The organism is Streptomyces durmitorensis (genome assembly GCF_023498005.1).
GTDB classification, from domain to species: domain Bacteria; phylum Actinomycetota; class Actinomycetes; order Streptomycetales; family Streptomycetaceae; genus Streptomyces; species Streptomyces durmitorensis.
In genome coordinates this window covers 5289332-5316115 of sequence record NZ_CP097289.1, presented here as the reverse complement: position 1 = coordinate 5316115, position 26784 = coordinate 5289332, and the positions used below count along the sequence as shown (strand labels likewise).

Annotated in this window: 22 protein-coding genes; 7 read left to right on the top strand and 15 right to left on the bottom strand. The window is 71.2% G+C overall.

The genetic code is table 11. The features are described 5' to 3' along the window. Nucleotides 1–69 precede the first annotated feature (69 nt). Complete coding sequence (locus tag M4V62_RS23955) at nucleotides 70–1239, top strand: sensor histidine kinase (RefSeq protein ID WP_249592961.1); 1170 nt, start codon at nucleotides 70–72, stop codon at nucleotides 1237–1239. On the opposite strand, the gene M4V62_RS23950 is transcribed toward M4V62_RS23955, so the two are convergent. Next, nucleotides 1227–1991 (bottom strand): SIS domain-containing protein, encoded by a 765-nt coding sequence (locus tag M4V62_RS23950; protein WP_249589277.1) that lies wholly within the window; start codon nucleotides 1989–1991, stop codon nucleotides 1227–1229. The genes M4V62_RS23955 and M4V62_RS23950 overlap by 13 nt on opposite strands. 228 nt (nucleotides 1992–2219) lie before the next feature. Between M4V62_RS23950 and M4V62_RS23945 the strand changes: the two genes are divergently transcribed. After that, entirely contained in the window at nucleotides 2220–2912 is a 693-nt protein-coding gene (locus M4V62_RS23945; protein ID WP_249589276.1) for an iron-dependent transcriptional repressor DtxR, read from the top strand. Nucleotides 2913–3527: 615 nt separating this feature from the next. Further along, nucleotides 3528–4391, top strand: a complete 864-nt coding sequence (locus M4V62_RS23940; RefSeq protein WP_249589275.1) for an alpha/beta fold hydrolase — start codon at nucleotides 3528–3530, stop codon at nucleotides 4389–4391. A 43-nt stretch (nucleotides 4392–4434) separates the two neighbouring features. Here the strand turns inward: M4V62_RS23940 and pdxH are convergent, their stop codons facing one another. Then, entirely contained in the window at nucleotides 4435–5154 is a 720-nt protein-coding gene (gene pdxH / locus M4V62_RS23935) for a pyridoxamine 5'-phosphate oxidase (protein WP_425575129.1), read from the bottom strand. A 314-nt stretch (nucleotides 5155–5468) separates the two neighbouring features. On the opposite strand from pdxH, the gene M4V62_RS23930 reads away from it, so the two are divergent. Next, a complete protein-coding gene (locus M4V62_RS23930) occupies nucleotides 5469–6569 on the top strand; it encodes a citrate synthase 2 (RefSeq protein WP_249589274.1) in 1101 nt (366 codons plus the stop codon). A 92-nt stretch (nucleotides 6570–6661) separates the two neighbouring features. Here M4V62_RS23930 and M4V62_RS23925 read toward each other — a convergent pair whose 3' ends face one another. The 10 genes from M4V62_RS23925 to M4V62_RS23880 form a co-directional block, all read right to left on the bottom strand. Beyond that, complete coding sequence (locus M4V62_RS23925; RefSeq protein WP_249589273.1) at nucleotides 6662–7264, bottom strand: TetR/AcrR family transcriptional regulator; 603 nt, start codon at nucleotides 7262–7264, stop codon at nucleotides 6662–6664. Further along, a complete protein-coding gene (locus tag M4V62_RS23920; RefSeq protein ID WP_249589272.1) occupies nucleotides 7252–7986 on the bottom strand; it encodes an enoyl-CoA hydratase family protein in 735 nt (244 codons plus the stop codon). Before M4V62_RS23920 ends, M4V62_RS23925 begins: the two co-directional genes overlap by 13 nt. A gap of 33 nt (nucleotides 7987–8019) precedes the next feature. After that, on the bottom strand, nucleotides 8020–9186 hold the full coding sequence (locus M4V62_RS23915; protein ID WP_249589271.1) for an acyl-CoA dehydrogenase family protein: 1167 nt from the start codon (nucleotides 9184–9186) through the stop codon (nucleotides 8020–8022). A 36-nt stretch (nucleotides 9187–9222) separates the two neighbouring features. Then, on the bottom strand, nucleotides 9223–11148 hold the full coding sequence (locus M4V62_RS23910; RefSeq protein WP_249589270.1) for an ATP-binding protein: 1926 nt from the start codon (nucleotides 11146–11148) through the stop codon (nucleotides 9223–9225). 10 nt (nucleotides 11149–11158) lie between these two features. Beyond that, nucleotides 11159–12760, bottom strand: coding sequence for an acyl-CoA carboxylase subunit beta (locus M4V62_RS23905; RefSeq protein ID WP_249589269.1), 1602 nt, complete (start codon nucleotides 12758–12760; stop codon nucleotides 11159–11161). Continuing rightward, a complete protein-coding gene (locus tag M4V62_RS23900) occupies nucleotides 12757–14517 on the bottom strand; it encodes an acyclic terpene utilization AtuA family protein (RefSeq protein ID WP_249589268.1) in 1761 nt (586 codons plus the stop codon). Before M4V62_RS23900 ends, M4V62_RS23905 begins: the two co-directional genes overlap by 4 nt. Nucleotides 14518–14672: 155 nt before the next feature. Further along, a complete protein-coding gene (locus M4V62_RS23895) occupies nucleotides 14673–15473 on the bottom strand; it encodes a TIGR03084 family metal-binding protein (protein WP_249589267.1) in 801 nt (266 codons plus the stop codon). 76 nt (nucleotides 15474–15549) lie between these two features. After that, nucleotides 15550–16590: an EamA family transporter gene (locus tag M4V62_RS23890; RefSeq protein ID WP_425575130.1), complete on the bottom strand. Its 1041-nt coding sequence runs from the start codon at nucleotides 16588–16590 to the stop codon at nucleotides 15550–15552. Nucleotides 16591–16877: 287 nt separating this feature from the next. Next, the gene (locus M4V62_RS23885) at nucleotides 16878–17657 is read right to left on the bottom strand and encodes a GntR family transcriptional regulator (protein ID WP_249589266.1); all 780 of its coding nucleotides are present in this window, start codon (nucleotides 17655–17657) and stop codon (nucleotides 16878–16880) included. Next, the gene (locus M4V62_RS23880) at nucleotides 17654–18199 is read right to left on the bottom strand and encodes a UTRA domain-containing protein (protein WP_249592958.1); all 546 of its coding nucleotides are present in this window, start codon (nucleotides 18197–18199) and stop codon (nucleotides 17654–17656) included. The genes M4V62_RS23885 and M4V62_RS23880 overlap by 4 nt, the downstream gene beginning before the upstream one ends. Before the next feature lie 189 nt (nucleotides 18200–18388). Between M4V62_RS23880 and M4V62_RS23875 the strand changes: the two genes are divergently transcribed. Continuing rightward, nucleotides 18389–18835: an ATP-binding protein gene (locus tag M4V62_RS23875; RefSeq protein ID WP_249592957.1), complete on the top strand. Its 447-nt coding sequence runs from the start codon at nucleotides 18389–18391 to the stop codon at nucleotides 18833–18835. Between the two features lie 782 nt (nucleotides 18836–19617). On the opposite strand, the gene M4V62_RS23870 is transcribed toward M4V62_RS23875, so the two are convergent. Continuing rightward, nucleotides 19618–22488 carry an FAD-binding and (Fe-S)-binding domain-containing protein gene (locus M4V62_RS23870; RefSeq protein ID WP_249589265.1) on the bottom strand — a complete coding sequence of 957 codons (2871 nt, stop codon included), beginning with the start codon at nucleotides 22486–22488 and terminating at the stop codon, nucleotides 19618–19620. Between the two features lie 202 nt (nucleotides 22489–22690). Here M4V62_RS23870 and serC point away from each other — a divergent pair, with 202 nt between their 5' ends. Then, complete coding sequence (gene serC, locus M4V62_RS23865) at nucleotides 22691–23809, top strand: phosphoserine transaminase (protein ID WP_249589264.1); 1119 nt, start codon at nucleotides 22691–22693, stop codon at nucleotides 23807–23809. Nucleotides 23810–23935: 126 nt separating this feature from the next. On the opposite strand, the gene M4V62_RS23860 is transcribed toward serC, so the two are convergent. Together M4V62_RS23860 and M4V62_RS23855 are read right to left on the bottom strand one after the other, a co-directional pair. Next, nucleotides 23936–24781, bottom strand: coding sequence for an ABC transporter permease (locus tag M4V62_RS23860; RefSeq protein ID WP_249589263.1), 846 nt, complete (start codon nucleotides 24779–24781; stop codon nucleotides 23936–23938). After that, nucleotides 24778–25857, bottom strand: a complete 1080-nt coding sequence (locus M4V62_RS23855) for an ATP-binding cassette domain-containing protein (RefSeq protein ID WP_249589262.1) — start codon at nucleotides 25855–25857, stop codon at nucleotides 24778–24780. The genes M4V62_RS23860 and M4V62_RS23855 overlap by 4 nt, the downstream gene beginning before the upstream one ends. A gap of 113 nt (nucleotides 25858–25970) precedes the next feature. On the opposite strand from M4V62_RS23855, the gene M4V62_RS23850 reads away from it, so the two are divergent. Further along, nucleotides 25971–26756 carry a TetR/AcrR family transcriptional regulator gene (locus tag M4V62_RS23850; RefSeq protein ID WP_249589261.1) on the top strand — a complete coding sequence of 262 codons (786 nt, stop codon included), beginning with the start codon at nucleotides 25971–25973 and terminating at the stop codon, nucleotides 26754–26756. Nucleotides 26757–26784: the final 28 nt, after the last annotated feature.

Here is a 26784-nt window from a genome sequence, read left to right as displayed (position 1 = left end):
AACGGGCGCGGGTTCCGCATCGGTGGCCTCAGCAGTGAACGCGGCCGTCTCACCGCCCTCTACGGCGGCATGCTCGTCCTGGCGGGAGCGCTGCTCACCGGCCTGGTCTACTTCCTCGTACGGCAGGGTCTGTACTCCTCGATCAGTACCGCCGTCACCACCGCCGTCCCCGGCCGGAAGCTGAGTCCGCCCTGGGTGATGCCCACCCCGGCCGCGTCCGCGTCGCCGGTCGGGGCGACGCCTCTGGAGAACTTCTCGGCCGACGACGTCACGCAGGGCCTCGCCGTCACGAAGATCAGTGATGTGGCCGAGCAGGCGGCCCTGAGCCGGCTCCTGACCGTCTCCGTCATCGTGCTGTTCGTGTACGCGGCGCTGTCCATCCTGCTCGCCTGGTGGATGGCGGGCCGCGTCCTGCACCCCGTGGCCGTGATCACCGGCACCGCGCGACGGCTGTCCGGCGAGAACCTGCACGAGCGGATCGCGCTCGACGCCCCGCCCGGCGAGCTGAAGCAGCTGGCCGACACGTTCGACGAGATGCTCGGGCGGATAGAGCAACTGGTCAGCGCGCAGCAGCGGTTCGCCGCCAATGCCGCGCACGAGCTGCGCACCCCGCTGGCCGTGCAGCGGGCCGCCGCCGAGATCGGTCTCGCGGGTGAGCCCGACGCGCGTCAGGTGGCCCGGATCCGTACGAAGCTCATCTCCGTCGCCGACGACAGCGAGCACCTGATCGAGGGGCTGCTGCTCCTTGCCACCTCGGAGCGGGGGCTTGAGCGCAGGGAGACCGTCGCGCTCGACGTCATCGCCGACGCGGTGACGGAGGGGCTCGTGGGACAGGCGGCCGAGCGGGACGTCACGCTCTCCCTGCACGCCGAGCCGCTGACCGTGTACGGCGACGGGGTGCTCCTGGACCGCCTCGTGCACAACCTGGTGGCGAACGCCGTGCACTACAACGTCAAGGGCGGCCGGGTCGAGGTGCGCACGGGCCCCGAGGGCATCGAGGTCACCAACACCGGACCCGCCGTCCCGCCGGACACCGTCCCGCACCTCTTCGAGCCCTTCCGGCGCCTGCGGGAACGTACGCATGCGAGGGGCGAGGGTGCGGGCCTTGGCCTGTCCATCGTCGAGGCGATCGCCCGCGCGCACGGGGCGCAGGCGACCGCGGAGGCGAACGCGCGGGGAGGGGGGCTCACCGTGCGGGTGCGCTTTCCCACGGGCTCGCAGGAGCCTCAGCGGCGGTAGAAGATCCGGTCTCCGTACTCCTCGAAGACCTTGCCGTTCCAGTCATGCCCGCCGTCCACGTTCCCGGACCGCAGGACCGGCGGCTCGACGCCCCGCGCGGCCAGCAGCTCGACGGCGGTCGCCGTCATCGCCTGCATGATCGTGTTCGCGACCACGCTGGAGGCGGGACCGAAGGGCGCGCCGACCGAGTCGAGGCTGAGCTCCGCGTCGCCGAGGGCGATCTTGGAGTCGATCACGACGTCGCAGTGGTCCTTCAGGAAGGTACCGGACACGTGCCGCGACTTCGTCTCCGTCGCGTACGCCACCGACGTCACGCCGATGACCTTCAGGCCGAGCGCGCGGGCGTTCATCGCCATCTCCACGGGCAGCGAGTTCCGCCCGGAGAGCGAGATGATCACGAGTGCGTCGCCGGGGCGGGCCGGCGAGGAGTCCAGGACGGCGCCCGCGAGCCCGTCCACCCGCTCCAGGGCCGAGCCGAGCGTGGCGGGCATGACGTCGATGCCGACGACCCCGGGGACGGCCAGGAGGTTCATCAGGGCGAGGCCGCCCGCGCGGTAGACGACGTCCTGCGCGGCCAGCGAGGAGTGCCCGGCGCCGAAGGCGAAGAGCCTGCCGCCCGCCTCGACCGCGTCGGCGAGGAGCGTGCCGGCCGCCTCTACGTTCCCGCCCTCCTCGTCGCGCACACGGCCGAGCAGGCCGATCGCGGCGTCGATGTACTGACCGGCCAGCTTGCTCTCGCTCTTCGAGCCCATGCGCCGAGGAACCTTTCCGGGTACGTATGTCTTGTACGCATCTACTGCACGTGTTTCCCGTGTGCCGCGGATCACGTTGCGGTCTGGACCAGTGCCCTGTCAATACGGCCCGAGCACCCCGTCAAGGCCGCCTGGACCGGGTTTTCCCCCGGCGCGATCCGGTTGTCAGTGGTATGCGTCAGAATTGAGGGCAGGGCCGGCCGCACGAGAGAAATCTGAGGGGCACCCATGTCGGGGCTTATTGACACCACTGAGATGTATTTGCGCACCATCCTCGAGCTGGAGGAGGAAGGTGTGGTCCCCATGCGCGCCCGGATCGCCGAGCGTCTCGACCAGAGCGGGCCGACGGTGAGCCAGACGGTCGCGCGCATGGAGCGCGACGGCCTGGTGGCGGTCGCCAGCGACCGGCACCTGGAGCTGACCGAGGAGGGCCGCAGGCTCGCCACCCGCGTGATGCGCAAGCACCGCCTGGCGGAGTGCCTCCTCGTCGACGTGATCGGCCTGGAGTGGGAGCAGGTCCACGCGGAGGCGTGTCGCTGGGAACACGTGATGAGCGAGGCCGTGGAGCGCCGCGTCCTTGAGCTCCTGCGCCACCCCACCGAGTCTCCGTACGGCAACCCGATCCCGGGCCTGGAGGAGCTGGGCGAGAAGGACAGCGCCGATCCGTTCCTGGACGAGGGCATGGTCTCCCTGGTCGACCTCGACCCGGGCGCGGAGGGCAAGACCGTCGTGGTGCGCCGCATCGGCGAGCCGATCCAGACGGACGCGCAGCTGATGTACACGCTGCGGCGCGCGGGCGTGCAGCCCGGCTCCGTGGTGAGCGTGACGGAGTCCGCGGGCGGGGTGCTCGTGGGCAGCAGCGGTGAGGCCGCGGAGCTGGACGCGGAGGTCGCTTCGCACGTCTTCGTCGCCAAGCGCTGAGGTCCGCAGGACCGGGCGATGACGTCCACAACCCCGGGCGACGGCGGAATCCGGCTCCCGTTACCGGGAGTTCGCGTCAACTAGCGGTAACTGTTGGGCAGTTGTGAAGACTCCGGGATCGAATGGGGTCCAAGATTCAGTGTGCGGAATCGCAGCGCCCGGACGTTTTGCGTGCGAGGCTGTCGCGAGAGGCATATGACCTGAGGGCTCTTGACCGTGTCGGCGCCGGGTCTGGCTGCCACGGCCGTGGGAGGGGGCAGGAGGATGTGCCCATCTGGTGAGCGGGAGCGCGTCGTGGGCGAGCGGTGCACATCGGCACGCCCTGTGCGTACAGAGGGCCCCGGCGCCCTTGAGCGCCGGGGCCTGTCCTCCCCTGTTCTGACCCGGAGCCCCGAGCTCCCAGGGTCATCCCCCTCGGACCGTTTTCCCCGAGCGGCCCGCCTCCCGATGAAGATCTCCCCTCGGCAGCGGCGGCCAATCCTTGAGCGTGGTCACTCGAATGAGGGGTGTTGCCGGCGATCTGGCCGCTTTCGAAAAAGAGTTCGATAGCGTGCGGGGGTGCGTGACAGAACCAGGCGTTCAGCCCGAGATGATTCAAGGGGGGTGCCAGGAACCATGGTGCGGCGCATTGACGTGACGGGCGCGGGTGGCGTACGCCTTGCCGCCTGGGAGTTCGCCGATCCTCCCAAGTCCAGGGAGACCGACGGATCGCCCGGAGGCGTCCTGTTACTGCACGGCCTGATGGGCCGTGCATCGCACTGGGCGGGCACCGCCCGCTGGCTCGCCGAGCGGCATCGCGCGGTCGCACTCGACCAGCGCGCGCACGGGCAGAGCGACAAGCCCCCCGAGGGCCCCTTCACCCGCGACGCCTACGTGGACGACGCCGAGGCCGCGCTCGTCCAGCTCGGCCTCGCCCCCGCCGTTCTCATCGGCCACTCCATGGGCGCGCTCACCGCCTGGCAGCTCGCCGCGAAGCGCCCCGATCTCGTCCGCGCCCTGATCATCACCGACATGCGGGCCTCCGCACTCGGTGCCGCGTCGCAGCGCGAGTGGGAGGACTGGTTCAGGGCCTGGCCCGTGCCCTTCGCCACGCTCGCCGACGTACGCAAGTGGTTCGGCGAGGACGATCCCTGGGTCGAGCGGCCCAACCCATCGCGCGGCGAGTTCTTCGCCGAGGTGATGACCGAGGGCCCGGACGGCTGGCGCCCCGTCTTCGACCGCGACCAGATGCTGAAGTCCCGCGAGACGTGGGTGTACGACGCGCACTGGGAGGACCTGACCCAGGTCCGGTGCCCCGCCCTGGTCGTCCGCGGCCTGGACGGCGAGCTGGGCCGTGCCGAGTCCCAGGAAATGGTCCGCGTGCTGCCCCGCGGGGCCTATGCGGAAGTGGCCGACGCGGGCCACCTGGTGCACTACGACCAGCCGGAGGCCTGGCGCGAGGCGATCCAGCCGTTCCTGGACGGGGTCCTGACGGGGTAGCACCCCGCGGCCGCGCTCACGGGGCAGAGCCCTGCAACCACGCTCACGGACTGAGGCGCTCCACGGTCCAGCCGTCCCGCTCGGCGGGTACGTACCGCAGGCGGTCGTGCAGGCGGTTCGCCCTGCCCTGCCAGAACTCGACGCTCTGCGGCTCCACGCGGAAGCCGCCCCAGTGCGGAGGCGCGGGCACCTGCTCGCCCTCCGGGTAGCGCGCCTCCAAGTCGGCGTAACCGCGGTCCAGTTCATCGCGCGTGGCGATGACCGAGGACTGGGCGCTGGCCCAGGCGCCTAGCTGCGAGCCGTGCGGGCGGGTGCGGAAGTACGCCACCGTCTCCTCGCGGGCGACACGCCGCGCCGTGCCCGTGACGATGACCTGGCGGGCCATCGGGTGCCAGGGGAAGAGCAGCGCGATGTTCGGATTCTCGGCCAGTTCGCGGGCCTTGCGGGACTCGTAGTTGGTGAAGAAGACGAAGCCGCGCTCGTCGAAGCCCTTCAGCAGGACCGTGCGCGAGCTGGGGCGGCCTGCGGTGTCCACCGTCGAGACGACCATGGCGTTCGGCTCGTGGAGCAGGCCCGCTTCGGCCGCGGCGAGCGCCTGCGTGAACCAGAGGGCGAAGAGCTCGACGGGCGTGGCGGGCAGCTCCGTCTCGACGAGTCCGTCCAGGCCGTAATGGGCCCGTATGGCGGCGGGATCGGACACGGAGGAGGCAGCGGACGAGGATCCTGCGGCGTCTGCTGCGGAGGCGGCGGCTCGATCGGTCACGCGGTCATCTTGCCGTATACGAAGAGTCAGCCGGGGGCCGTCGTGCACCACGGGGAGGTGACGTGTGGCACTGAGTGCCGTATGCCATCGCCAAGGGTGGCACCAAGGGATATCGTTCCGCTGCCGAATCGGTTGGGTGACCACCAGCCGGGCGGGGCATCACCGGGGTGACCGATCCGGACCGCGAGTCGAAAGCCGGAAGCCATCGACGTACCGGCAGACCGCGGAACCGGACCGCGAATGCCCACTTCTGACACATGGTCACGAGCTGTCTGTCACCACCATCTGTCGTACACATCACGAGGAGCCGCCTGATGTCCGACTTCGTACCCGGACTTGAGGGAGTCATCGCGTTCGAGACGGAGATCGCCGAACCGGATAAGGAAGGCGGCGCGCTTCGCTATCGCGGCGTCGACATCGAGGATCTGGTCGGCCACGTCTCCTTCGGCAACGTCTGGGGCCTGCTGGTCGACGGCGCGTTCAACCCCGGCCTGCCGCCCGCCGAGCCGTTCCCGATCCCGGTGCACTCCGGCGACATCCGCGTCGACGTCCAGTCCGCCCTTGCGATGCTCGCCCCCGTGTGGGGCCTGAAGCCGCTCCTGGACATCAGCGAGCAGGAAGCCCGCGAGGACCTGGCACGGGCCGCCGTCATGGCCCTCTCGTACGTCGCCCAGTCCGCCCGCGGCCAGGGCCTGCCGATGGTGCCGCAGCGCGAGATCGACAAGGCGGACACGGTCGTCGAGCGCTTCATGAAGCGCTGGCGCGGCGAGCCCGACCCCAAGCACGTCCAGGCCGTCGACGCGTACTGGACGTCGGCCGCCGAGCACGGCATGAACGCCTCCACGTTCACGGCCCGCGTCATCGCGTCGACGGGCGCGGACGTGGCGGCGGCGCTGAGCGGGGCCGTGGGCGCGATGTCCGGGCCGCTGCACGGCGGCGCCCCCTCCCGCGTCCTCGGCATGATCGAGGAGATCGAGCGGACGGGGGACGCGGTCGCGTACGTGAAGCAGGCCCTTGACAAGGGCGAGCGCCTGATGGGCTTCGGGCACCGGGTGTACCGGGCCGAGGACCCGCGTGCGCGAGTCCTGCGCCGTACGGCGCGCGAGCTGGGCGCTCCGCGCTACGAGGTGGCCCAGGCGCTGGAGAAGGCGGCGCTCGACGAGCTGCACGCCCGGCGCCCGGACCGTGTCCTGGCGACGAACGTCGAGTTCTGGGCCGCGATCGTCCTCGACTTCGCCGAGGTGCCCGCGCACATGTTCACGTCGATGTTCACGTGCGCGAGGACTGCCGGGTGGTCGGCGCACATTCTTGAACAGAAGCGGACGGGGCGCTTGGTCCGGCCTTCGGCCCGGTATGTGGGGCCGGGGACGCGGGATCCTCGTGCGGTGGAGGGGTACGGGGACATCGCGAGGTAGGGATTCTTCGCCGGACGGGCTGAAGCCAGCCCGTCCGGCGTTTGAGGACGAACTCGGCGAAGCCGGTGATGACGGCAGCCAAGGCCCCCGAATCAGTTCTCCAGCGCCCCCTCCACCAGCACGGTCCACTGCGCCACCACCCTCTCCCGCCGGACCCCGTCATCCGTCAGGAGATTCGCCAGACCGAGGCCTCGCGCCATGTCCAGGAGGCCCTGGATGGTCTCCCGGACCCCGGGGCGGGACTCGTCCGCCCCCAGTAGCTGCACCGCTATCCGGTGCGTCTCCCGCCCCACCCGCGCCTCCAGCTCCGTCACCCGCGACCCGAGCTGAGGCTCATTGGACGCCGCCACCCACAGATGCAGCGCCGCCCGGAAGAGCGGGCCCGTGTACAGGTCCACCAGAGCCGCCACCACCGACGCCCGGTCCTGCGCCGGAAGCTCCCGCAACGCAGTCGACCGCTGCTCGGCCACGTACTCCACCGCCGCCGTGAAGAGGTCCTCCCGCGTCGGGAAGTGATGCTGGGCCGCACCCCGCGAGACACCGGCCCGCTCGGCGACCACGGACACCGTGGACCCCGCCCAGCCGCTCTCGGCGAGGCACGCCACCGCCGCCTCCAGGAGCCGCTGCCGCGTCACGCGGCTGCGGTCCTGCTTGGGCGAGCGATCGGCACGATCAGCCGCGGTCACAGCACCCATGGGCACTCCCGTCGTTCAAGGAACGCCCCCATCCCATCCCGCGCCTCCGCCGAGGCGAAGAGCCGCGCGGACAGGGCGATGAGGGAGTCCGTGTGGTGGTCGAATGCGTCGAGCACCCTAGCCGTGAGCAGCTTCTTCGTCTCGGCCAGGGCCTCCGGCGCCCCCTTCCGCACCCCTTCGAGGAGGGGCTGGAGCTCCGCGTCCACGTCCTCCCCCGCCACCGTCACCAGACCGATCCGCGCCGCTTCCGCCCCGCCGAACCGCTCCCCGGTGAGGAAGTAGCGGGACGCCGCGCTCGGGTCGAGCCGCGCGAGCAGCGGCATGGAGATCACCGCGGGCGCCACCCCGATCCGTACCTCCGTCAGCGCGAACGAAGCCCCCGGCCCCGCGACCGCCATGTCGCACACGCCGAGCAGGCCGAGCCCGCCCGCCCGCACATGCCCGTCCACCCGCGCCACCACCGGCTTCGGAAGGTCCACGATCTGCCGGAGCAGCGCGACGAAGACGGCCGGGTCCGGCGGCTCCCGCAGGTCGGCGCCCGAGCAGAACGTCGAGCCGGTGTGCGTGAGGACGACCGCGCGGACGTCCGGGTCCTTGCCGCAGTCGTCAAGCGCCTCCGCGAGCCCGTGCAGGAGGCCCGCCGAGAGCGCGTTGCGGTTGGCGGGTGTGTCCAGGGTGAGCGTGACGATGCCGCGCTCCGGGGGCGCGTACACAAGTCCCATGAGTCCTCCGGGAGTTCAAGACCGAGCAGGGGGTCAGTACGACTTGGGCAGGCCCAGCGTCTGATGCGACACGTAGTTGAGGATCATCTCCCGGCTCACCGGGGCGATCCGCGCCACCCGCGACGCCACGATCAGCGAGGCGAGACCGAACTCCTTCGTCAGGCCGTTGCCGCCCAGCGTGTGCACCGACTGGTCGACGGTTTTCACGCACGCGTCGGCCGCCGCGAGCTTGGCCATGTTGGCGGCCTCGCCTGCGCCCATGTCGTCGCCGTCGTCGTAGAGCCGGGCGGCCTTCTGCATCATCAGACGGGCCAGTTCGATGTCGATGTGGGACTGCGCGAGGGGGTGCGCGATGGCCTGGTGGGCGCCGATCGGGCTCTTCCACACGCTGCGTTCCTTGGCGTACCCGACCGCCCGCGAGAGCGCGTAGCGCGCCATGCCGATCGAGAACGCCGCCGTCATGATCCGCTCGGGGTTGAGGCCCGCGAAGAGCTGGAGCAGCCCGGCGTCCTCGTCACCCACCAGGGCGTCTGCGGGCAGCCGTACGTCGTCGAGGGTCAGCTCGAACTGCTTCTCCGGGGCCTGGAGTTCCATCTCGATCTGGCGCCGCTGGAAGCCCTCCGTCTCGCGCGGGACGATGAAGAGGCAGGGCTTGAGGCTGCCGGTGCGGGCATCCTCCGTACGGCCCACGATCAGCGTCGCGTCGGCGATGTCGACGCCCGAGATGAACACCTTGCGGCCGGTCAGGATCCAGTCGCCGCTCGCCTCGTCCTTGCGCGCGGTCGTCGTGATCCGGTGGGAGTTGGAGCCCGCGTCGGGCTCGGTGATGCCGAACGCCATGGTCCGGGTGCCGTCGGCGAGACCGGGCAGCCAGGCCTGCTTCTGCTCGTCGGTGCCGAAGCGGGCGATGACGGTCCCGCAGATCGCGGGTGACACGACCATCATGAGCAAGGGGCAGCCTGCCGCCCCCAACTCCTCAAGGACTATGGAGAGTTCGGCTATGCCGCCGCCTCCTCCGCCGTACTCCTCGGGCAGGTTCACGCCCAGATAGCCGAGCTTGGCGGCGTCGGCCCACAGTTCGTCGGGGTGGCCCTCGTCCCGGACGACGCGGGTGAGGTAGTCACGGCCGTAACGCTTGCCGAGTGCGGCGACGGCTGCGCGCAGGGCCTGGTGCTCTTCGGTTTCGAGGACGGTGCTCATACGGACTGTTCCTCCTGTACGACGGCTCAAGCGACTTCAGGCGACTTCAGGGGCTTCTACGACGTCTGCGGCATCTACGGGACCTACGGGATCCACGACATCTACGACCGCGAGCAGTGCGCCGACCTCGACCTGGCGGCCGGGCGCTGCGTGCAGGGCGGTGAGTGTGCCGGAGGCGGGAGCGGAGATGCGGTGCTCCATCTTCATCGCCTCCAGCCAGACGAGAGGCTGCCCGGCGGTGACCCGCGCCCCCTCCGCGAGACCGTCGGCCAGGCGCACGACGGTGCCGGGCATCGGGGCGAGCAGGGAGCCGGGCTCCTGCCGGGTGGTGGGTTCGGGGAGCAGCGGGAGCGGGGTGAGGGCGGTGTTGCCGACGTACACGCGATAGCTGCCGTACACGCGATCGCCGCCGTAGCGGCTGACAGTGAACTGCCGCCGTACGCCGTCGACTTCGAGCACCACGACCTCACCGGACACGGAGAGCACCCGCACACCCTCCGCGCTCAGCCCCTCCCGCTCGTGCCGGTAGCGCACCTCGTGCTCGGCGCCGTCCGGCTCGCTCCGGAAGAGCTTGACCTGCGGCTGCGACGCGAGATTGCGCCAGCCGCCGAACCGCGAGCGCCCGTGCGCGTCGGCCAGCGCTGCGGCCAGCGGGGCATACGGGTCCGGGGCGGGGGCGGCGAGTTCGGCGACGTACCGGTCGTAGAAACCCGTGTCCATGCGGGCCTCGACGAACTCCGGGTGCCGCAGGGACCGTACGAGCAACTCCCTGTTGGTGACAGGGCCGTGGACCACCGCACGCTCCAGCGCGCCCGCCAGTCCACGCAGGGCCTGCGCACGCGTGGGGGCGTACGCGATGGCCTTGGCCAGCATCGGGTCGTAGTGCACGCCGATCGTGTCGCCGTCCGCGTACCCCGTGTCGAGCCGCACCCCCGGCACGAAGAGCCGGTGCAGGGTGCCGGTCTGCGGGGCCCACTGCGCCGCCGGGTCCTCGGCGTAGAGGCGGGCCTCGACGGCGTGCCCGCGCGCGGTGGGCTGCTCTTCCGGGAGCCGTGCGCCCTCCGCGACCTGGATCTGCAGCGCGACGAGATCGATGCCGAACACGGCTTCCGTGACCGGGTGTTCAACCTGGAGGCGGGTGTTCATCTCCAGGAACTGCACCCGGTCGCCCGCGACCAGGAACTCCACCGTGCCCGCACCGCGATACCCGGTCACGCGCGCCGCACGCACGGCCTGCGCGTGCAGCTCCTCGACCAGATCAGGGGCAAGGCCCGGCGCAGGGGACTCCTCGATGACCTTCTGGTGCCTGCGCTGGAGCGTGCAGTCCCGCGTGCCGAGCGCCCAGACGGTGTCGTACGCGTCGGCCATGATCTGCACCTCGACGTGCCGGCCGCCCTCCAGATAGGGCTCGACGAAGACCTCGCCGTCCCCGAAGGCACTGGCCGCCTCCGCGCTCGCGGCGGCCAACTCACCCTTCAGGGCGTCCAGTTCCCGTACGACCCGCATGCCGCGCCCGCCACCGCCGGCCGCCGCCTTCACCAGGACCGGCAGATCGGCAGCGGTGACGTCGTCCACGGCCATCGGCGCGATGCCCATGAGCTCCTTGGCGCGCGTCTTGGAGGCCATGGATTCGATCGCCTCGGGCGGCGGCCCGATCCACGCGAGCCCGGCGTCCACGACGGCGCGCGCGAAGTCCGCGTTCTCGGAGAGGAAGCCGTAGCCGGGGTGGACGGCGTCCGCGCCTGCCGCCTGCGCGGCCTTCACGACGAGGTCGCCGCGCAGATACGTGTCGGCGGGCGCCGCACCAGGCAGGCGTACGGCCGAATCCGCCTCACGGACGTGCAGGGCGTCCGCGTCGGCGTCGGAGTACACCGCCACGGTGGCGATGCCCAGCTCGCGGCAGGTGCGGAAGACGCGGCAGGCGATCTCGCCGCGGTTGGCGACAAGGATGCTGCTGATCATGGTGAGTTCCTCACATCCGGAAGACGCCGAAGCCACCGCGCGCGCCCTCGTAAGGGGCGGTGTGGATCGCGGACAGGCACAGGCCGAGGACCGTGCGGGTGTCGCGGGGGTCGATCACCCCGTCGTCGTAGAGGCGGCCCGAAAGGAACATCGGCAGCGACTCCGACTCGATCTGCTGCTCCACCATGGCGCGCAGCCCGGCGTCCGCCTCGTCGTCGTAGGGCTGCCCCTTGGCGGCGGCGGAGGCACGCGCCACGATCGACAGGACACCCGCGAGCTGCTGCGGCCCCATGACGGCGGACTTGGAGCTCGGCCAGGCGAAGAGGAAGCGCGGGTCGAAGGCGCGCCCGCACATGCCGTAGTGCCCGGCTCCGTACGAGGCCCCCATCAGCACGCTGAGATGCGGGACGCGCGAGTTCGACACGGCGTTGATCATCATCGCGCCGTGCTTGATGATGCCGCCCTGCTCGTACTCCTTGCCGACCATGTAGCCGGTGGTGTTGTGCAGGAAGAGCAGCGGAATGTCCCGCTGGTTGGCCAACTGGATGAACTGGGCTGCCTTCTGGGACTCCTCGCTGAAGAGCACGCCCTGCGCGTTGGCCAGGATGCCGATGGGATAGCCGTGCAGCGAGGCCCACCCTGTGGTGAGGCTCGACCCGTAGAGCGGCTTGAACTCGTCGAAGTCGGAGCCGTCGACGATGCGGGCGATGACCTCGCGCGGGTCGAAGGGCACCTTGAGGTCGCCTGGCACGATGCCGAGCAGCTCGTCCTCGTCGTACTTGGGCGGCTCGACGACTCCGGCCGGATCGGCGTACGCCTTGCGCCAGTTGAGCCGCTTGACGACGCGCCGGGCCTGGCGGAGGGCGTCCCGCTCGTCCTCGGCGAGATAGTCCGCGAGGCCGGAGGTGCGGGCGTGCATCTCGGCGCCGCCGAGCGACTCGTCGTCGCTCTCCTCGCCGGTGGCCATCTTCACCAGCGGCGGCCCGCCGAGGAAGACCTTGGCACGCTCCTTGACCATGATCACGTGGTCGCTCATGCCGGGGACGTAGGCGCCTCCGGCCGTGGAGTTGCCGAAGACGACGGCGACCGTGGGAATTCCGGCGGCCGACGACTGGGTGAGGTGCTTGAAGAGCGCACCGCCCGGAATGAAGATCTCCTTCTGGGACGGGAGGTCAGCGCCCCCCGACTCCACGAGATGGATGGACGGCAGCCGGTTGGCGTGCCCGATCTCGTGCGCACGGAAGGCCTTCTTCAGGGTCCACGGATTGCTGGCGCCGCCGCGCACGGTCGGGTCGTTGGCGGTGATCAGACACTCCACGCCTTCGACGACACCGATGCCGGTGACCATCGAGGCGCCGACGGGGTAGTCGCTCCCCCAGGCGGCCAGCGGCGACAGCTCCAGGAACGGCGTATCGGGGTCGAGGAGCAGCTCGATCCGCTCCCGGGCGAGCAGCTTGCCGCGCTTCCGGTGCCGGGCGACGTACTTCTCGCCGCCGCCCTCAAGGGCCTTGGCCTGCTCGGCGTCGAGCTCGGTGAGCTTGGCGAGCATGGCCTCGCGGTGCTCGGCGTACTCGGTGCTCGCGGGGTCGAGCGCGGACGCGAGGACGGTCACGGGAGTACCTCCGTCGATTCGATCGGTTCGACTGCTGCGGCCTCTCCGGCCGCTCCGGCCGGTTCGAGAAGTGCGACCGGTACGTCGATGTGGCGGGCGCGCAGCCACTCGCCGAGGCCCTTGGCCTGCGGATCGAAGCGGGCCTGGGACGCGACGCCGGCGCCGAGGATCCCCTCGACGACGAAGTTCAGCGCCCGCAGGTTCGGCAGGACATGGCGTACGACGGTCAACTCGGCCGCCTCTGGAATGAGTTCACGGAAGCGCTCGACGGTCAGCTCATGGGCGAGCCAGCGCCAGGCGTCGTCCGTGCGCACCCACACCCCGACGTTCGCGTCCCCGCCCTTGTCACCGCTGCGGGCCCCGGCGACGAGGCCGAGGGGGGCGCGGCAGGTGGGGCCCTGCGGGAGCGGGTCGGGCAGGGGCGGCGGGGCAAGGTCTTCGAGGACGCGGGTGTCGCCGAGGGCCTCGACGGGGGTGCGCTCACCGCCGGGCAGTACGGCAACGTGGTCGACGGTGCCGCGCTCGGCGTACGCGGCTTCGAAGACTCCGTAGGGCGCTCCCTTGCCCGGGGGCGCGGTCACGTGGAAGCCGGGGTAGCTGCCGAGGGCAAGCTCGATCGCGGCGCCGCTCAGGGCGCGGCCGACGGGGTCCTGCTGCGGATCGCGCACGACGAGACGCAGCAGGGCGGACGCGGCCTCTTCGCTCGCGGCGTCCGGCCGATCGGTGCGAACGAGCTCCCAACGCACTTCACTGGGACGCGACTTGGCGTGCCCCAGCGCATCCTCGACCTGAGCCCGCACAAGATCTGCCTTCGCCTCCACGTCGAGCCCGGTGAGGACGAAGACGACTTCGTTGCGGAAGCCGCCGAGGCGGTTGAGGCCGACCTTCAGGGTCGGCGGCGGGGCTTCCCCGCGCACACCCGCGACGCGCACCCGGTCGGGCCCTTCCTGGGTGAGGGTGACCGTGTCGAGCCGGGCGGTGACGTCGGGCCCCGCGTACCGGGCGCCGGAGGTCTCGTACAGCAGCTGCGCGGTGACCGTACCGACGTCGACGAACCCACCCGTGCCGTCGTGCTTGGTGATGACGCTGGACCCGTCCTCATGGATCTCGGCGAGCGGAAAGCCGGGCCGGAGCAGTTCGCGCGGCGAACGCCCGCCGAAGAAGGCGTAGTTGCCCCCGGTGGCCTGCGTCCCGCATTCGAGGATGTGCCCGGCGACGACGGCACCGGCGAGCCGGTCGTGGTCGCCGTCCCCCCAGCCGAAGTGCGCGGCGGCGGGCCCGCTGACGAGGGCGGCGTCGGTCACGCGCCCGGTGACAACGACATCGGCACCGGCACGCAGGCAGGCGGCGATTCCGGCGCCGCCGAGGTAGGCATTGGCGGTGAGGGCATCCGGAAAGCGCGCACCCAGATCGTCCCCTTCGACATGCGCGACGCGCACGCCGATCCCGAGCCGCCCGGCCAACTCCCGCACGGCATCGGCGAGTCCGGCCGGATTGAGCCCACCGGCGTTGGCGACGATCTTCACGCCCCGCTCCTGGGCGAGCCCCAGGGACTCCTCCAGCTGCCGCAGGAAGGTCTTCGCATAGCCGCGGGAGGAGTCCTTGAGCCGGTCGCGGCCGAGGATCAGCATGGTCAGCTCGGCGAGGTAGTCGCCGGTGAGGACGTCGAGCGGGCCGCCGGTGAGCATGTCGCGCAGGGCGTCGAAGCGGTCACCGTAGAAGCCGGAGGCGTTGCCGATGCGCAGGGGGCGGGGCACTGCGCGCTCTCCTTGGCCGGTCTCCGTCCGCTCTCCTTGGCCGGTCACGACTTGGCTGGCCGCCGCCCGCTCCCCTTGACCGGTCGCCGCCCGTCCCCCTTGACCGGTCACGGCCCGCTCCCCTTGGCCGGTCGCCACCGGCTCTCGCTGGCCGGTCACGGCAGCTGTCCGCTCTCCTTGGCGGGTCGTCCGGGACCCGGGGGCCCCGCGAAGGCCTGCGCGATGCCGAGCCACCGCTCGGCGTCGGCACCTTCCGCGCGCACGGCGAGGTCGTCGCGGTGCGCGCGCTGCGTGACGAGGAGACAGAAGTCGAGGGCGGGCCCGGTCACGCGCTGATCGGCACCCTCGGGGCCACTGACCCACAACTCCCCACCGGGAAGCCGGAGTTCGACACGGAACGCGGCTTCCGGCGCGGGCAGCTCTCGTACGCCGAAGGAGAAGTCCCGGGCCCGGACGCCGATGTGGGCCACGTGCCGCAACCGGTCCGTCGGCACTCTCACGACACCCAGCGCGTCGGCGACGTCCTGGCCGTGGGCCCATGTCTCCATCAGCCGGGCGGTCGCCATGGAGGTGGCCGACATGGGCGGCCCGTACCAGGGAAACCGGGTGCCGCGCGGGGCGCCCTTCAGAGCCTCCAGCAGCGCGTCCCGCCCCGCACGCCACCGGGAGAGCAGCTCACCGGGCGGCAGCGCGGCGCCCTCATCGGCCCCGTCGTCGACGAACGACTCGGGAGCCGCGAGGGCCTCCTCGACGAGCCGCCCGAAGGCGTCGCCGTCGGTGACGGCGGTCAACGCCGCCCGGTCGGTCCAGGCGAGATGGGCGATCTGATGGGCGACGGTCCAGCCGTCGGCGGGGGTGGGAAGCGCCCAGCGCTTCTCGCTCAACCCCTCGACCAGCTGGTCGAGTTCCTCACTCTCACGGCGCAGATCGTCGAGTACGGGCACAGCTTCGGACACGGAGCGCTCCCCTCGGGGCACGGCGGTGTGCCCCGGAGCATGGCAGCGTCCAGAGAAACAAGCAAGCGTGCTTGCATTACTTTCCGGACGTCTCCGAAACGGGTTCCTCGGCGCCCTTGATGTGCCCGGCGTGCCCGGCGGCCCCCTCGGTGGGGAGCAGCACGGCATCCGGGGTGGCCCCGGAGACGGAGACGACATCCCCGGACTTACGGGCCTTCCCGCGCCCGACCTGGGTCCGTACGGCACCCATGCTGGCGGCGATGACGAGCGAGATCGCCAGGGCCTCGTTCACGGAAAGGGCCTGGTTCAGGACGAGGAATCCGGCGATGGCCGCGATGGCCGGTTCCAGACTCATCATGATCGCGAAGGTGGAGGCGGGAAGCCGGCGCAAGGCGAGAAGCTCAAGCGTGTACGGCAGCACGGAGGACATCACAGCGACGGCCGCGCCGAGCGCGAGGACCTCGGGCCGGACGAGCTTGTCCCCCGACTCGACGAGGCCGAGCGGCAGGAAGAGAACGGCCGCGACGACCATCGCGAGGGCGAGCCCGTCGGCCTGCGGGAAGCGACGCCCCGTACGGGCGCTGAAGAGGATGTACGTGGCCCACATGACACCGGCGCCAAGGGCGTACGCGACACCGACGGGATCGAGCCCGCTGAACCCGCCGCCGCCCCCCAGCAGAAAGACACCGCAGAGGGCGAGCCCGGCCCACACGAGATTCACGGCACGGCGCGAGGCGAAGACGGACAGGGCGAGCGGCCCGAGCACTTCCAGCGTCACGGCGGGCCCCATGGGAATGCGGGCAACGGACTGATAGAAGAGCCCGTTCATTCCGGCCATGGCGACACCAAAAGCGACAACGGTCCCCCAGTCGGCCCGGGAGTACCCCCGGACCCTGGGCCGGCAGACGATCATCAGCACCAGAGCGGCGAAGGCGAGCCGCAGGGTCACGATGCCGAGGGCCCCGGCCTTGGGCATCACACTCACGGCGATGGCCCCGCCGAACTGGACGGAGATTCCGCCCGCGAGCACAAGCCCGACGGGCCCGAGGGCACCCCACCGCCCACCGGGTGCGGCCTCCTGCCCACTCCTCGACGCGTCCACAGCCAACCCTTCCACTTCTCCAGCCTCGGCCAGTCCACTTACCTGAACTACTCCGTCCAAGGTAGTAGACCACGTCAGGATTGTGGAGCCCTTTTACTGCTGTACGCAAACCGCGTCCACATTCCGAAGGTACGAGGCGGGGCGGGGCGCGTGAAATGCCGATTGAGCGCTGGTTATGCGTTGCAGACATGACGGGAGGGCTGCGTCACCTCGGGGCCGACGGGGGCATGGGTGGCCAGCACCCGCGCACCCGCTCGCCCACCGACCACCGACCACCGAATACCGACCCGGCCGATCGACGGTCACATCGGCGTGAACTCGTACTGGAGCTCATACAGGTGCCCGGACTTGACCATCACCGTCGCCTCGATGGGCAGCTCGTCGTCGCTGTAGACGACACGCAAGGTGCGCAGCACCGGAAGGCTGCCGGGGAGCAGGAGAGCCGTGTACTGCTCCTGCGTCGGCACCCGCGCCGAGACACGGTCGACACTGACCCGAGGCGGGAAGCCGAGATCGGCCAAGAGCGCCGGGGTGCCACCACGAATCCTGCGACGCTCGGTGATCGGGGTGCCCTCCGCGACACCCACCGGATAGTAGGAGGCCACCAGCTCCACCGGCTCGTCGTCGATGGAGAGAAGCTGTCGACGCAAGACGGCGGTACCACCGTCGGCGAGACCCAACGCCGCCGACACATCCGCCGGCGGAACCACCTCCGCCACCTCCAACAGCGTGCTGCGAGGGCTCGTGCCGCCCTCTGCGACTTCGGTGAGCCAGCGGTAGGGCCGACCGCCTCCGGCGGGGGCCATGTACGCGGCGGGGCGCAAGGTCCGCTGCCGGTGCTCGCGGACGGTCACCGCCGAGCCCGCGCGGCCCACGGCCAGCCCCTCGTCCTTGAGCAGCTGGAGCGCCTTCTGCACGGTGGCGCTCGATGCGTCGAATCTGGACTTGAGCTGAGCCGTCGAGGGAAGCCTGGCGCCGGGTGCCAGTTCCCCGCTCATGATCTCGTCCCGCACATCGGCGGCGATGCGCTCGTGCAGGGCCCGGCGGTCGGATGCGGTGGCGTCGGTACGGGGCACGGTCATCCGATCCTGATCTCGTAGTGCAGGCGCTGACGGGCGGCGGGCATGGTCATCAGGTCGGCCTGGATGGGTCGGCCCTCTCCGTCCAGGGTGACCCGGGCCAGCCGCAGCACGGGCTCGTCCACGCCGGTGCGCAGAACCGCCCGCTCCTCCTCGCTCGGCATCCGGGCGGTGACGTCCTCGCGCACGGTGACGCCGACGTGCCCGAGTTCGGCGAGCAGCGTCACCGCACCCCCGCGGATCTTGGCCGTACCGGCGAGCGGGGTCCCTCGGGCGATCTCGACGGGATAATAGGTATCAGTCAACTCGCTCGCCGCACCGTCGAGTTCAATGACCCGCCGCCGCACGACCACGACCTCCCCTTCGGCCACCCCGAGCAGGTCGGCAAGCTCCCGGGGCGCCGGCACCTCACCGGCCTGGACGATGCGCTGAGTCCCCCTGCGCCCCCGCGCGGCTGCCTCAGCACCCCAGGCGTCTGGGCGCCCCCGGTCCCGTGGCGTCAGATACGGCATCGATGTGCTGACCCAGTCGCCATTGCTGCTCATCGTGAACTCCCGTACGCCGGAGGGCTTCTTGCTGCGCTGCACCGCGTTCGTACCGTAGCCAACTCACCCTGAGTTGGCGCCTTGGCCCGACCTTGCTGCTATTCGCGAATAGCAGTACGGTCCTGCTCGATCGTACAACCCCCCGGCACAAGGCGGTGGTTCACTGTGCACCTGCACCAGCACCTGCACCTGCACCTGTCACAGCGGCGGCGATTCCCCCGGTCCCCAAGATCTGTCGGTGCGGCCCGCACCTTCGCCCTCGGCATCCTCACTGCCTGGGGCATCGTTGATCGACTCGACGACATCCGGCTCTGCGTCTCCGAACTCACCACGAATGCCCTGCTGCACGGAGTCCCCCAGGGCCGCGACTTCGAGCTCACCCTGTCGACCGACGGCACCGATCTCCGTATCGCGGTCCGCGACAGCGGCGACGGCCGTCCCGTGGCATCGACCCCCACCACCGAGGACTGCACCGGGCGGGGCCTGTACCTGCTCCGCGAACTGGCCGACGACTTCGGGGTGACAGAACACTCCGTGGGCAAGACGGTGTGGCTCACTTTCAAAGCCCTGCAATCCGCTCCCCTCGACCACCACGCCTGCCGGCCACGCCCGATGGACCGGTCACCGTCCGCTTGACGAAACCGGCACCCACCAGGGAGCGTCCGCGCACCCCACCCCGTGACGGCCACCCCGGAAGACCCGGTCGGCACCCGGCAGCGAATCCGGACGCCCCGAACAGAGATGTCCGTAGAGCCTCACCCCTGGGCCGCCCGGTCGCCGTCCACGTGCGGTGGAGGGACGGGTGTCAAGGGTGGCCCGCAGGGCCATCGGCGAAGCCGACGCGACGCAGGAGCGCCCTTGACTCCCGGCCCGGAACCGCCAACCTCGCACCAGCCGGGCGGCCCCGGCACCGACTGCACCGCAGGTGCACCGAAGCAGAGGTACCGGGCACCCTCAGGGGCACCAACACACAGCTACCGAGCCCCGGTTCACCGAGCCACAGCCCGGGCGGGCTGCCCAACTAGGTGGGGGCGGGTGGGTGGGGACGAGGCGGCACCGCACCCGCGCCGGGCACCGATGCCGCAGCCAGCACCCGGGGCCCGTAGCCCGAGGGCCAGGGGTTCGGGGGATCCGGACACCCAGCTAGGTGGGGGCGGGTGGGCGGGGACGAGGCGGCATCGAACCCGTGCCGGGGCACCGATGCCGCAGCCGGCACCCGGAGCCTGTAGCCCGCCGGGGGGGCAGGAGCCCGTAGCCCGTAGCCCGGAGGCCAGGGGCTCAGGGGCTCCGGACACCCAGCTAGGTGGGTGGGAACGAGGCGGCACCGCACCCGCGCCGGGGGCACCGACGCGGTGGGGAGAGGCGGCACCGCACCCGCGCCGGGACACCGATCCCCCCAAAGCCCCGCGCAGCGCCCCTCACCGCTCCCCCAACCCCTCAGCCAAAACCTCCGCCAAATGCCTCCCCCGCACCCCCTCCCCCAACTGCTCCAGCTGCGTCCGGCAGGAGAAGCCGTCCGCGAGGACCACCGGGCCGCCCTGCGCCTCCGGCACGGAGCCCCGTACCGCCGGCAGCAACTGCTCCTCCGCGCACGCCACCGAGACCTCGTAATGCCCCGCCTCGAAGCCGAAGTTCCCCGCAAGACCGCAGCAGCCCCCGCTCAACTCGCCCTCCAGGCCCGCCTTCTCCCGCAGTCGGCGCTCGGCCCCGTCCCCCAGGACCGCGTGTTGATGGCAGTGGGTCTGGCCGACCACCGTCCGGTCGATCCGCGGCGGCGACCACCCCGGGGCCAGTTCCTCCAGCGCCTCCGCGAACGTCCGTACGCGACCCGCCAGTTCAGCCGCCCTCGCGTCCCCATCCCCATCCCCATCCCCGTCCGCGCCCTCCCCGACCAGCTCCACCAGATCCGTCTTCAGCGCCGCCGCACAGCTCGGTTCGAGGACCACGAGGAGCGCCCCCGAATCCAGCAGCGGCCCCATCCGCTCCAGCGTGCGCCGCATCACCGCGCGCGCTCGGTCGAGCTGCCCCGTGGACACGTACGTCAGCCCGCAGCACACATCCCCCGGCGGTACGACGGGACGCAGGCCCGCGTCCTCCAAGACCCGCACCGCGGCCCGCCCCACGCCCGGCGACAGGTAATCCGTGAACGTGTCCGGCCACAACACCACCGCCGGACCACCCGAAGCCCCCGAAGCCCCCGACGAATCCGAAGAATCCGCCCTCCCCCTGAACCAGCCCCGAAACGTCTCCCCCGCCAGCCGCGGAATCTCCCTCTCCGGCGCGATGCCACCCACCCGCTTCGCCAGCGACGCCAACACCCCCACCCGCGCGAGCGCATTGGCCACGCCCGACGTCCGCGTACGCGACGCGAGCCGCAGCCACATCGGCAGCCAGCCCATCGCGTAGTGCGCCGCGGGGCGCCTGCGGCCCTCGTAGTGGTGGTGCAGGAACTCCGCCTTGTACGTGGCCATGTCCACGCCCACCGGGCAGTCCGACCGGCAGCCCTTGCAGGACAGGCACAGGTCGAGCGCGTCCCGCACCTCCTCCGAGCGCCACCCGTCCGTCACCACCTCCCCCGCGAGCATCTCGTGCAGGAGCCGGGCCCGGCCCCGCGTGGAGTGCTGCTCCTCGCCCGTCGCCCGGAAGGAGGGACACATGACACCCCCGCCCGAACCCGCCGACGTCGTACGGCACTTGGCGACCCCCACACACCGCCGCACCGCCGCCGAGAAGTCCCCGCCGTCCTGCGGGTAGCCGAAGGCCACGTCCACCGGCTTCCGCGGCAGCGGGTCGAACCGCAGGTTCGCGTCCAGCGGCGCGGGCCGCACCAGCATCCCCGGATTCAGCAGGTCCGCCGGGTCCCACACCCCCTTCACCCGCTCGAAGAGGCGGATGAGCTCCGCCCCGTACATCTTCGGCAGCAGCTCAGCCCGCGCCTGGCCGTCCCCGTGCTCGCCCGACAGCGAACCGCCGTGCGCGACCACGACCTCCGCCAGATCCTCCGAGAAGCGCCGGAAGCGCCGCACTCCCACCTCGCTCATCAGGTCGAAGTCGATGCGTACGTGAATGCAGCCGTCCCCGAAGTGGCCGTACGGAGTGCCGCGCAGGCCGTGGTCGGCCAGCAGACCCCTGAAGTCCCGCAGATACGCGCCGAGACGGGCCGGCGGCACCGCGCAGTCCTCCCAGCCCGGCCACGCCTCGCTGCCGTCCGGCATCCGCGTCGCCGTACCGCTGGCGTCCTCGCGGACCCGCCACAGGGCGCGCTGCCCCGCCGGGTCGGTCACGACCACGGAGTCCACCGTGTCCCCGGAGGCCGCCCGCGCGATCGACTCCGCACGCGCGCGTGCCTCGCCCTCGCTCGCGCCGCCCGTCTCCACGAACAGCCAGGCGCCGCCCTTGGGCAGCCCGCTCGTCCCCCGTACGAGGTCGGCCGCCATCCCCTCCACCGTCAGCGGGCCGTGCGGAAGCAGTCCGGCCGCGGCCTCCGCCGCCGCGCTCTCGTCGGCGTACCCGAGGACCGCGAGCGCACGCGCGCGTGGCGCGTCGACAAGGCGTACGACCGCCTCCGTCACCACGCCCAGCGTGCCCTCCGACCCGCAGAACGCGCGGGCCAGGTCCACGTCCCGCTCGGGAAGGAGGGCGTCGAGCGCATAGCCGGAGATGCGGCGCGGGAGCTCCGGGAAGCCGGTGCGCAGGAGCTCCAACTCACCCTCCACCAGCGGGCGCAGGCCCTCCGGCGCCCCGGACCAGCCCTGGCCCAGGGCGAGCCGTGCGCCCGCGCCGCTCACGACCGAGAGCGACGCGACGTTGTCGGCGGTCGTGCCCCAGGCGACCGAGTGCGATCCGCAGGAGTTGTTGCCGATCATTCCGCCCAGGGTGCAGCGGTTGTGGGTGGAGGGGTCGGGGCCGAAGGTCAGGCCGTGCGCGGACGCCGCGCCCCGCAGGCTGTCGCAGATCACGCCCGGCTGTACGACCGCGGTCCGCGACTCCGCGTCGAGGGACACGATCCGGTTCATGTGCCGGGTGAAGTCCAGGACGAGCCCCGTGCCGGTCGCCTGCCCGGCGATGGACGTACCGGCGCCGCGGGCCACGACGGGCACCCCGCGCTCCCGGCACACGGCGAGCGCCGCCGCCACGTCGTCCGCGTCGCGCGGGGCGAGGACACCGAGCGGCACGCGACGGTAGTTGGACGCGTCCATGGTGTTCAGGGCCCGCGCGGTGACGGAGAAGTCCACCTCCCCCCGCACAGCAGCCCGCAGTTCCGCTTCCACGCCTCCGAGATCACTCATGCCCATATCCATGCCCTCAGGATGCCTCCGCGAAGGGTTCGATCAGCCGCGGTCAACAGCCCGTCCTGCATTCGAGGACGAGCGCGCAGCGCGATGACCGGGGTCCGGGGGCGGGTCCCCGCGGCGTCCACCTGGGGGGCGGCACGATCTCAGCCGCCGGACGTCCGGATGACCGCCCGCCCTGAGCCGTTAGGCTCACCCCGTGGCTGAGATCCAGATTCCCGCTGACATCAAGCCCGCCGACGGACGTTTCGGCGCGGGCCCCTCCAAGGTGCGCACGGAGGCGCTGGACGCGCTCGCCGCCACCGGTACCTCTCTGCTCGGCACCTCCCACCGCCAGGCCCCGGTCAAGAACCTGGTCGGCAAGGTGCGCGAAGGCGTGCGCGACCTCTTCTCCCTCCCCGAGGGGTACGAGGTGATCCTGGGCAACGGCGGCTCCACCGCCTTCTGGGACGTCGCGACGCACGGCCTCATCGAGAACAAGTCGCAGCACCTCAGCTTCGGCGAGTTCTCCTCCAAGTTCGCCAAGGCCTCGAAGCTGGCCCCGTGGCTCGCCGAGCCCACCGTGATCACGAGCGAGCCGGGCACGCACCCGGAGCCGCAGGCCGAGGCGGGCGTGGACGTCTACGCGTTCACGCACAACGAGACCTCGACCGGCGTCGCGGCCCCCATCAAGCGGGTGGCCGGCGCGGACGCGGGCTCCCTCGTCCTGGTGGACGCCACCTCCGGCGCGGGCGGCCTGCCGGTCGACATCGCCGAGACGGACGTCTACTACTTCGCCCCGCAGAAGTCCTTCGCGTCGGACGGCGGTCTGTGGATCGCCGCGTTCTCCCCGGCCGCGATCGAGCGTGCCGAGCGGATCCACGCGTCCGGCCGTCACGTCCCGGAGTTCTTCAGCCTGCCGACGGCGATCGACAACTCCCGCAAGAACCAGACGTACAACACCCCGGCGCTCGCCACGCTCTTCCTGCTCGGTGAGCAGCTGGACTGGATGAACAGCCAGGGCGGTCTGGAGTTCACGACCGGCCGCACGGCCGCCTCCTCGCGCACCCTGTACGGGTGGGCAGAGGAGTCCAAGTACGCGACGCCGTTCGTCACGGACCCGGCCAAGCGCTCGCAGGTCATCGGCACGATCGACTTCGCGGACGAGATCGACGCTGCCGCGGTCGCGAAGGCTCTGCGGGCCAACGGGGTCGTCGACACCGAGCCGTACCGCAAGCTGGGCCGCAATCAGCTGCGCGTGGCGATGTTCCCGGCGATTGATCCTGCGGATGTCGAGGCGCTGACGAAGTGCATTGACTACGTGATCGAGAAGCTTTAGCGGTTCTTACGTAGAGGGGGCGCCCGGCAGGATTACCTGCCGGGCGCCCCCTCTACGTAGACAGAGCTAGCACTTCACCTGCGGGTGCGTCGTGGCTGGTCGCGCAGTTCCCCGCGCCCCAACTCTTCACCTGCTCAGCTGCTTGAACTTCCGTACCGCCAGTGGCAGGAACAGCAGTGAGATCGCCACCGGCCACACCACCGCCATCAGCACCGCGTTCTGCTCGACCCAGCTCGCCCCGCCCGCCCCGGGGTTGCCGAACAGCTCGCGGGCAGCGGTGCCGGTGGAAGAGACCGGGTTCCACGCGGCGATCGGCGCCAGCCAGTCCGGCATCAGGGACGGCGCGACGAAGACGCTGGAGATCATGGTGAGCGGGAAGGCGACCGCGTAGAGGCCACCTGCCGCCTCCGGGGTCGGCACCACCAGGCCCAGGAACACGCCCACCCAGATCAGGCTGAACCGCAGGAGCAGCAGCAGGCCGAACGCGGCCAGGGTCTCAGGCAGCCCCGCGCTCGACCGCCAGCCGATCGCGAGCGCGGTGAGCGCGAGGATCGTCAGCTCGGCGCAGGCCACGATCAGGTCGGCGAGTCCGCGCCCCGCCGCCACCGCCGATGGGGCCATCGGCATCGAGCGGAAGCGGTCGATGACGCCCTTGGTGGAGTCCGTGACCACCGCCATCGCGGTGTTCATGAAGCCGAAGGCCATGGTCATCACGAACATGCCGGGCATCAGGAACTGCTTGTAGTCGCCGTCGTCGCCCCCACCGGGCACCTTCATCGCCTCGCCGAAGACGAACCCGTACAGAAGTACGGAGATGATCGGGAAGCCCAGCTGCCAGGCGATGTTGACGGGCTGGCGCTGGAACTGGGTGAGGTAGCGGCGGGTGACGTTCCAGGTGTCGGAGAGCGCCCAGTAGAGGCGTCCGTGGGCGGACTGCGTGTCCGTGGCGTCCGCGGTCAGTACGGCGCTCATGCCGCGACTCCCGTCTTCTCGTCCGTCTTCTTGTCCGTCTTCTTGTCCGTCTTCTTGTCCGTCTTCTCGTCCGTCTTCTCGTCGATTCCGGCGGCGGCTTCCGCGGGAGCGGTCGCGCCTTCCTCGTCCTCCGTGCGGTGTCCCGTGAGGCGCAGGAACACGTCGTCGAGGCTCGGCCTGCGAAGCCCGATGTCCTCCACCGCGATCCCCTGGTCCTGCAAGGTCCGCGCCACGTCCGTCAGGGCGCCGACCCGGTCGGTCACGGCGGCCTGGACGCGCCGCTCCAGGTCGACGGCCTCGGGCACGCCCTGTGCGACGCGGGCGACGGCCTTCATGGCCGCCGGCAGATCGGCGGCATCGCGCACCACGACCTCCAGATAGCTGCCGCCCACCGTGTTCTTCAGGCCGTCCGGGGTGTCGTCGGCGATGGCGCGGCCCCGGTCGATGACGGTGATCCGGGACGCCAGCTTGTCGGCCTCCTCCAGATACTGCGTGGTGAGCAGGACGGTCGTGCCGTCCGCGACCAACTTCCTTACGGTCTCCCAGACTTCGAGGCGCCCCCTCGGGTCGAGCCCGGTGGTCGGCTCATCCAGGAAGAGGACGGCGGGCGCGAGGATCATCGAGGCTGCGAGGTCGAGCCTGCGCCGCATGCCGCCGCTGTACTGGCCCGCGCCCTTGCCTGCCGCGTCCACCAGGTCGAACTGTTCGAGCAGTTCCTGGGCGCGCAGTGCGGCCCGCTTGCCGCCCAGGTGGAAGAGGCGGCCGAACATCTCCAGGTTCTGCCGTCCGGTCAGGACCTCGTCGACCGCCGCGTACTGGCCGGTCAGGCCGATGCGGCTGCGCACGACGGCGGGGCTGCGCACGACGTCCGCGCCCGCGACCTCGGCCCGGCCGCCGTCGAGGCGCACCAGCGTCGCCAGGATGCGGACGGCGGTGGTCTTGCCCGCGCCGTTCGGGCCGAGCAGTCCGTGCACCGTGCCGCGCTCCACGCGCAGATCGAAGGCGTCCAGGGCCCGCTTCTCCCCGTAGCGCTTGTCGAGCCCCTCGGCCCGCACCGCGTATGCGTTCTCGCTCACTGCCCCTCCAGATCTCACCCTCTGGGTACACCGTACCCAATGAAGAGTACACCGTACTCAGTTTCTTGGGTACGGTGTACCCAATTAATGATCCGGCGATTAGGCTGAGCGCCATGACGAGCACGAACGGCGGCGACACCCAGCGCACCGGCAGCGACATCTCCCGCAGCCTGGAACTGCTCTGGGGCGAGGGCGAACGCCCCACGCGGGGCCCCAAGCCCGGCCTCACCCTGGAGCGGATCGTCACGGAGGGGGTGCGCCTCGCTGACGCCGAGGGGCTCACGGCGGTCTCGATGCGCCGCCTGTCCACGGAGCTCGGCACCGGCACGATGTCCCTGTACCGCTACGTCCCCGGCAAGAGCGAGCTGCTCGACCTGATGCTGGACCGCGTGTACGCCCCGTCCGCCGACGCCGAGCCCCCCAGTGGCAGCTGGCGCGAGGCCGTGGAGGCGTACGCCCGCGAGACTCTCGTCCTCTACCGCGACCACCCCTGGCTGCTCCAGGTCAACCAGGCCCGCCCGGTGCTCGGCCCCGGCTCGGTCGGCGGCCTCGAGCGGACCCTGTCCGGGATCAAGTCCATGGGCCTGACCGACCCCGAACTGATCGGCGTGATCGTGATGGTCGAGGGGTACGTCACCGGGGTCGCCCGCACCCAGGTGCACGAGGTGGAGGCGGTGAAGAAGAGCGGCCTGACGGACGAGGCGTTCTGGGAGGCGCAGTACCCGACCCTCGAACGGATCATGAGGAGCGGCAGCTACCCCCACCTCGCCGGTCTCTCCGATGACGCGTTCGGCTCGCAGTTCGACCATTTCGAGTTCGGGCTCCAGCGCCTGCTCGACGGCCTGGACGTCTTCGTGGCCGGGCGCGCGGCGGCGGGATCCGACGCGCGGAAGGCATGACAAAGCGGGCGATCAGTGCCTTGATGGA

Coding starts and splice junctions, on each gene's coding strand:
- M4V62_RS23955 (WP_249592961.1), top strand. CDS start 70: ATGCTCGTCCTGGCGGGAGCGCTGCTCACCGGCCTGGTCTACTTCCTC.
- M4V62_RS23950 (WP_249589277.1), bottom strand. CDS start 1,991: ATGGGCTCGAAGAGCGAGAGCAAGCTGGCCGGTCAGTACATCGACGCC.
- M4V62_RS23945 (WP_249589276.1), top strand. CDS start 2,220: ATGTCGGGGCTTATTGACACCACTGAGATGTATTTGCGCACCATCCTC.
- M4V62_RS23940 (WP_249589275.1), top strand. CDS start 3,528: ATGGTGCGGCGCATTGACGTGACGGGCGCGGGTGGCGTACGCCTTGCC.
- M4V62_RS23930 (WP_249589274.1), top strand. CDS start 5,469: ATGTCCGACTTCGTACCCGGACTTGAGGGAGTCATCGCGTTCGAGACG.
- M4V62_RS23925 (WP_249589273.1), bottom strand. CDS start 7,264: ATGGGTGCTGTGACCGCGGCTGATCGTGCCGATCGCTCGCCCAAGCAG.
- M4V62_RS23920 (WP_249589272.1), bottom strand. CDS start 7,986: ATGGGACTTGTGTACGCGCCCCCGGAGCGCGGCATCGTCACGCTCACC.
- M4V62_RS23915 (WP_249589271.1), bottom strand. CDS start 9,186: ATGAGCACCGTCCTCGAAACCGAAGAGCACCAGGCCCTGCGCGCAGCC.
- M4V62_RS23910 (WP_249589270.1), bottom strand. CDS start 11,148: ATGATCAGCAGCATCCTTGTCGCCAACCGCGGCGAGATCGCCTGCCGC.
- M4V62_RS23885 (WP_249589266.1), bottom strand. CDS start 17,657: ATGACCGTGCCCCGTACCGACGCCACCGCATCCGACCGCCGGGCCCTG.
- M4V62_RS23880 (WP_249592958.1), bottom strand. CDS start 18,199: ATGAGCAGCAATGGCGACTGGGTCAGCACATCGATGCCGTATCTGACG.
- M4V62_RS23870 (WP_249589265.1), bottom strand. CDS start 22,488: ATGAGTGATCTCGGAGGCGTGGAAGCGGAACTGCGGGCTGCTGTGCGG.
- M4V62_RS23860 (WP_249589263.1), bottom strand. CDS start 24,781: ATGAGCGCCGTACTGACCGCGGACGCCACGGACACGCAGTCCGCCCAC.
- M4V62_RS23850 (WP_249589261.1), top strand. CDS start 25,971: ATGACGAGCACGAACGGCGGCGACACCCAGCGCACCGGCAGCGACATC.